The 5,375-nt window shown below is 64.1% G+C and carries 7 protein-coding genes; 5 read left to right on the top strand and 2 right to left on the bottom strand.

All coding sequences use genetic code 11. The features are described 5' to 3' along the window. On the bottom strand, nt 1-408 hold a 408-nt coding region (locus tag ACOJTD_RS04925; protein ID WP_420131814.1), incomplete at its 3' end, for a hypothetical protein. 443 nt (nt 409-851) lie between these two features. Between ACOJTD_RS04925 and ACOJTD_RS04930 the strand changes: the two genes are divergently transcribed. Continuing rightward, on the top strand, nt 852-1,418 hold the full coding sequence (locus ACOJTD_RS04930) for a DUF2478 domain-containing protein (RefSeq protein ID WP_420131817.1): 567 nt from the start codon (nt 852-854) through the stop codon (nt 1,416-1,418). Between the two features lie 299 nt (nt 1,419-1,717). Then, nucleotides 1,718-2,629: a hypothetical protein gene (locus tag ACOJTD_RS04935; protein WP_420131818.1), complete on the top strand. Its 912-nt coding sequence runs from the start codon at nt 1,718-1,720 to the stop codon at nt 2,627-2,629. A gap of 87 nt (nt 2,630-2,716) precedes the next feature. Here ACOJTD_RS04935 and ACOJTD_RS04940 read toward each other — a convergent pair whose 3' ends face one another. Continuing rightward, complete coding sequence (locus tag ACOJTD_RS04940) at nt 2,717-2,929, bottom strand: TOBE domain-containing protein (RefSeq protein ID WP_420131815.1); 213 nt, start codon at nt 2,927-2,929, stop codon at nt 2,717-2,719. 99 nt (nt 2,930-3,028) lie between these two features. Between ACOJTD_RS04940 and ACOJTD_RS04945 the strand changes: the two genes are divergently transcribed. From ACOJTD_RS04945 to ACOJTD_RS04955, 3 genes are all read left to right on the top strand, one after another. Beyond that, a complete protein-coding gene (locus ACOJTD_RS04945) occupies nt 3,029-3,820 on the top strand; it encodes a TOBE domain-containing protein (RefSeq protein WP_420131819.1) in 792 nt (263 codons plus the stop codon). A gap of 208 nt (nt 3,821-4,028) precedes the next feature. Continuing rightward, nucleotides 4,029-4,793, top strand: a complete 765-nt coding sequence (gene modA / locus ACOJTD_RS04950) for a molybdate ABC transporter substrate-binding protein (RefSeq protein WP_420131816.1) — start codon at nt 4,029-4,031, stop codon at nt 4,791-4,793. A 186-nt stretch (nt 4,794-4,979) separates the two neighbouring features. Next, nucleotides 4,980-5,375: ABC transporter substrate-binding protein (locus tag ACOJTD_RS04955; RefSeq protein WP_420131820.1), on the top strand; the 396-nt coding region annotated here is incomplete at its 3' end.

Below are 5,375 nucleotides of genomic sequence, written 5' to 3' on the forward strand. Positions count from 1 at the left end.
GACGTCGTCATGGCCGGCCATCACGTTCAGCGAGTGCTTCGACACCACGCGCGCGGCGACCTGCAGCACGAAGCCGCCGACCTTCTTGCCGACGGTGACGTAGTGCGACTCCAGGCCGTACAGGATGCCCTGGGACGACGAGGCGTTGGAGATGAACTTGCCGCCGGTCAGCGCCGCGCCGAGCGCGCCCGACTGCGCCGAGTGCTCGCCTTCCGGCTCGAAGAAGAACGGATGCTTGCCCCAGACGTTGCAGCCGCCCGAGGAGCGGAACGCCTCATAGATCTCGGAGATCTCGGTCGACGGCGTGATCGGGTAGCCGATGACGCCGCCGCAGACATGCCCCATCACCTGCGCCACCGCGCCGTTGCCGTGGATCACTGACGGAATGCCGGGGTATTTTGCGTTCATGGGGTCGTTCCATTTTTGACTGACGGCGCGGAGCGGTCGGCGGCGCCTGACGAAAAGCGTTTCCTGGCCGCGGACGGCTGCGGCGCAGCGGACGGCGGACCTCGTTCTGATCTGCAGAAGTGGCTTCCGGCGGGGATCAATCTCCGCGGTGGTAAAGCCGTAGCCCTGTGTGCGGTGCACTAGCATGGGCACGGATCGCTCGATTTGACGCGCATCAAAAGAAAAGCTTTTGCGGTCGTTTCAGCAACAAAATTTCAAAATCTCTCCTGCGAGGCATCCGCAGGTTAGATGATACGGACCCTCTCCTGGGGCTCGTTGCTGCGTTGCAGCTAAAGGAGAAATTGCCCCGACGTCCCCGACCGCTATATACGATAATATATAACGATGGCGGCGCGGCTTTGGCAGTCGTGACGCAGGGGCGCCGGTCCGCCGGCGGATCATCGATGACCTTCGATTCCCAATGCGACCTGGCGGCCCTGGTGTACGAGCCCGGCGAAGATCCGGATTCGCTGCTGCGCGCTTTCGCGGACGATCTCAATGCGCGCGGCACGCGGGCAGTTGGTCTGGTGCAATTCGGCGAGCGGCTCGCCGGCGCGCCACGGCTCGCGGCGACGCTGGTCCACAATGGCGAGCAGGTGTCGCTGTATCAGGACCTCGGGGCCGGGGCGACCGGCTGCCGGCTTGATCCCGGCCAGTTGCTGGACGTCGGCGGGCGCGTCGGTCTGGCGATGGATGACGGCGCCGATCTCGTCATCATCAATCGCTTCGGCCAGCAGGAAAGTGAGGGCCGCGGCCTGCTGCACCTGATTGTCCGCGCCATCAGCGCCGATATTCCGGTGGTCATCGCGGTGCCGGCGAAGCGTTTCGACGCATGGATCCGGTTCGCCGACGGCATGAGCGTGAGGTTGCGTTGCGAGCGCCGCGCGCTCGACGCGTGGTGGGCCGGGCTGCAGGGCCGGAAGCCGGGCGCGTCACTGCGGTCTCCGACGGTCTGCGAGGTCTTCAAGTAGTCAGGATGAGGGCGGCGGGTGGGAGTGCGCGTAACCGCGTCAGTATCACTATGCCACTCGCGGTCTTTTCTTGGTAACTAATTACTCTGTCATTGTTGCGGCTCAAATTTTGGCGCCGGGCAACTTATTGGTCCTGTAAATTATAGCCTTTGACCGCGTGCCACCGCTGATTGCATTTATTTCCAGGAACTAATTGCAATTAACTGCGGGGGCAGATGTTCGTGCGAGTGATTGGTGCGTATCAGCGACGTACAAAAATCGATTGGCAAGCACGGCTCGGCGCGTTGGCGCTTGGCGTGATGATGTCTACCGGCGTCCAGGCGGGCGAGGCGCCGTCATGGCTGTCCGAGGTCGTCGCGCCGCTCGGTGCTTCGTCGGCGGGGACGAAGGCTCGCGCCGCGCTGGACCTGAAGGCCGACGAGGATCGCGTCGATACCGAGCATATCTTCGGCTTCAGCATGGGCTCGGACATCGGCAAGCCGGGCGAGATCGAGCTCGAGATCGAGAATGTCGGCCGCTTCGGCAAGCGCTTCGGCTCCTACACCGGCATTGGCGTGCTGTCGCAGGTGAAGTTCGTGCTGACCGATAATTTCCGGGTCGCGCCCGGCGTCAGCTTCGCTTCGACCCGCACCGATGGCGTGCCCGGCATGATCGACAATCGGCGCACGGCGCTCGCCGGGGCGTCGATGGAATTCCGTTACAAGCTGCTCGACCGGGATGTCATGCCGTTCGGCCTGACGCTGCATGCCGCGCCGGCGTGGAATCGCGTCGACGAGCTCACCGGTCTCGACATCCAGACCTATGGCAGCGAATTCGCCGCGCTGATGGATAAAGAACTGATCCGCGACACGTTGTTCGCGACCGTAAATCTGTGGTTCTCGGCCGGCGCGTCGCGTGAACTCACCAATGAATGGTGCCGCGATTCCGAACTCGCGGTGAACGGCGCGCTGTCCTACAAGGTCGGCCCGGATCTGATCGTTGGCGTCGAGGCTCGCTATCTTCGGGCCTATGACGGCCTCGGCCTCGATCGGTTCGTCGGCGATGCGGTCTATCTCGGCCCCACCTTCTCGATGCACCTGGCCCATAATGTCGGCCTGTCGGGCACCTGGAGCACGCAGGTCGCCGGCCGCGCCTCGCACGATCACCAGCATCTCGACCTCGACGATTTCGAGCGTCACCAGGCGATGCTGCGGTTCAACTATCTGTTCTGACGACCGGTAAGACAGCGGCAAATGCCGTCATGCCCGGGACGGGCCGGGCATGACGGCGGCATGCACTTTCCCGCGTTACAGCGAGACTCAGTCGGCGATCGCGACGAGTACGTCCGACGCCTTGATCACGGCCGTCGCGGCCTGACCGGGCGCAAGCTTCAGCTCCTCCACGGCCTCGTTGGTGATCGCTGCGGTGACGACCGCGCCGCCGCCGATATCGATGCGGACGTGCGACGTGGTGGCGCCCTTCAGGATGTCGATGATGGTGCCCTTGAGCTGATTGCGGGCGCTGATCTTCATAGCCGAATCTCCTAGTTGCGAACGCGCCCGATCAGGGTTAGCGTTATATAGGTCGGCTATATGACCAAATCTGAACGGAGACGAGCCCTTCTTATGTCGATGCCGATCGAGGCGACGATTACACTTAAGGCGAAGGACATCTCCGGCGTCGGACGGGATCGTATCCGTTTGCTGCAGGCCGTGGCGCGCGAGGGCAGTATCACCGCCGGCGCCAAGGCGGCGGGCCTCAGCTACAAGGCTGCCTGGGATGCGCTCGACGCGATGACCAACATGTTCGGGCGTCCGCTGCTGGAAACGCGGACCGGCGGCAAGGCCGGTGGCGGTGCGGCGCTGACGCCCACGGGTGCGCGGGTGATCGAAGCGTTCGGCCGGCTCGAGGCCGAAATGGCGCGGGTCTTCCGAAGCCTGGAGCCCGACCTCGCCGGCACCGGCATTTCCCCGATCAATCTCGTCTCCGGATTCTTCATGAAAACCAGCGCCCGCAACGCTCTCCGCGGCACCATCACCGACATCAAGTCGGACACGCTGAGCGCGGAAGTCGCCGTCGCGGTGTCGGCCGAAACCACGATCTACGCGCTGCTGACCAGCGAAAGCGTGCGCAGCCTCGGCCTGGTGGCCGGGCGCGAAGTGATCGTGCTGATCAAGGCGCCGTTCGTGCTGATCTCGCCCGGCGCCGAAGCCCCTCTGGTGTCGGCGCGCAACTGCGTGCGCGGCACGGTGCGGCGCGCCGATATCTCGGCCGTCAACGCCGAGATCGTACTCGACATCGGCGACAACAAGACACTCGCCGCATCGATCACCGCACGGAGCGCCGAGGACATGAAGTTGTCGCCCGGAGACGCCGCCTGCGCCCTGTTCGACGCCGCCCACGTCATCATCGCGATCGATTGAGCGGCAGGGATGAGCGAACTCACTTCATCAACCGCGTGTCCCGGGCGCGGTGCAGCACGAAGTGCTGCTCCGCAGACCCGGGACCCCGGTCCGGATCTACACACAACCGGGGCCCGGATCAGCAGCGCACCACGCCGCTTCGCGACGCGCTGCGCCGCATCCGGGGCACGTGCTTCGGACAATTTAGCCAACTAGTGGGAGTCACACCTTGAAACACGTCCTCAAACTCGCGCTGTTCGGCGCTGTTACCGTCGCGGTGTCGGCGACTTCGGCTTTCGCCGGCTCCACCAATGTCGCAGTGGCGGCGAATTTCACCGAGCCGGTGAAGGAGATCGCGGCGGCGTTCAAGGCCAAGACCGGGCACGAGCTGGTGCTGTCGTTCGGCGCCAGCGGGCAGTTCTATACCCAGATCACCCAGGACGCGCCGTTCGAAGTGTTCCTGTCGGCCGACTCGGCGCGGCCGAAGAAGCTCGCCGAGGAGGGGCTCGGCGTAAAGGACAGCGTGTTCACCTACGCGATCGGCAAGCTGGTGCTGTGGAGCAAGTCGCCGGGCGTGGTGACCGGCGAGGAGACGCTGAAGCAGGCCAAGTTCGCCAAGGTCTCGATCTGCAATCCGGCCGCCGCGCCCTACGGCGCCGCCGCGGTCGAGACCATGCAGGCGTTGAAGGTCGACGCCGAGCTGAAGCCGAAACTGGTCGAGGGCGCCAACATCACCCAGGCCTATCAGTTCGTGCAGACCGGCAACGCCGAAGTCGGCTTCGTCGCGCTGTCGCAGGTGATCAACGACAAGGAGGGCTCGCGCTGGATGGTGCCGCAGAAGCTCTACAAGCCGATCACCCAGGACGCCGTGCTGCTGAAGAAGGGCGAAACCAACGCAGCCGCCAAGGCCTTCGTCGATTTCCTCAAGGGCCCGGAGTCGCGCGCCATCATCGAGAAATACGGCTACGAGGTTGCGCCGGGCAAGGCGAGCTGAGCGACCGTAATGCAGGCGTATCTCTCCCACCATGCGGAGCCCTCCAGCTTCGTGCACGGCGCTGCGCTCCCTCTCACCGCTTGCGGGGAGAGAGAACCACCATCTTTCTGCCACATCCACAGTGCCCCCCTCGCGATCGCATCGCGAGGGGTTTTCTTTTGGCGCCGAACTCAGCGCCGCTTCGCCATGCCGAGGACTTTTCCCGATATGCCGACCCGCTTTCGCTCGCCTGCCATATTCACCCTGATGGCCACCCTGTCTCTCGCAGCCGCGGGGCCAGCCTCCGCCCAGAAGCGTTACGACCCTGGTGCATCCGATACCGAGATCAGGATCGGCAACATCATGCCCTATAGCGGCCCCGCTTCGGCCTATGGTACCGCGGGGATCATCGAGGCCGCCTATTTCCGTATGATCAACGATCAAGGCGGGATCAACGGCCGCAAGATCAACTTCGTCAGCTATGACGACGCCTATTCGCCGCCGAAGACCGTGGAACAGGCACGCAAGCTGGTCGAGAGCGACGAGGTTCTGCTGATCTTCAACTCGCTTGGCACGCCGCCGAATTCGGCGATCCACAAATAC

Source organism: Rhodopseudomonas sp., assembly GCF_048594845.1.
Classification (GTDB): Bacteria; Pseudomonadota; Alphaproteobacteria; order Rhizobiales; family Xanthobacteraceae; genus Rhodopseudomonas.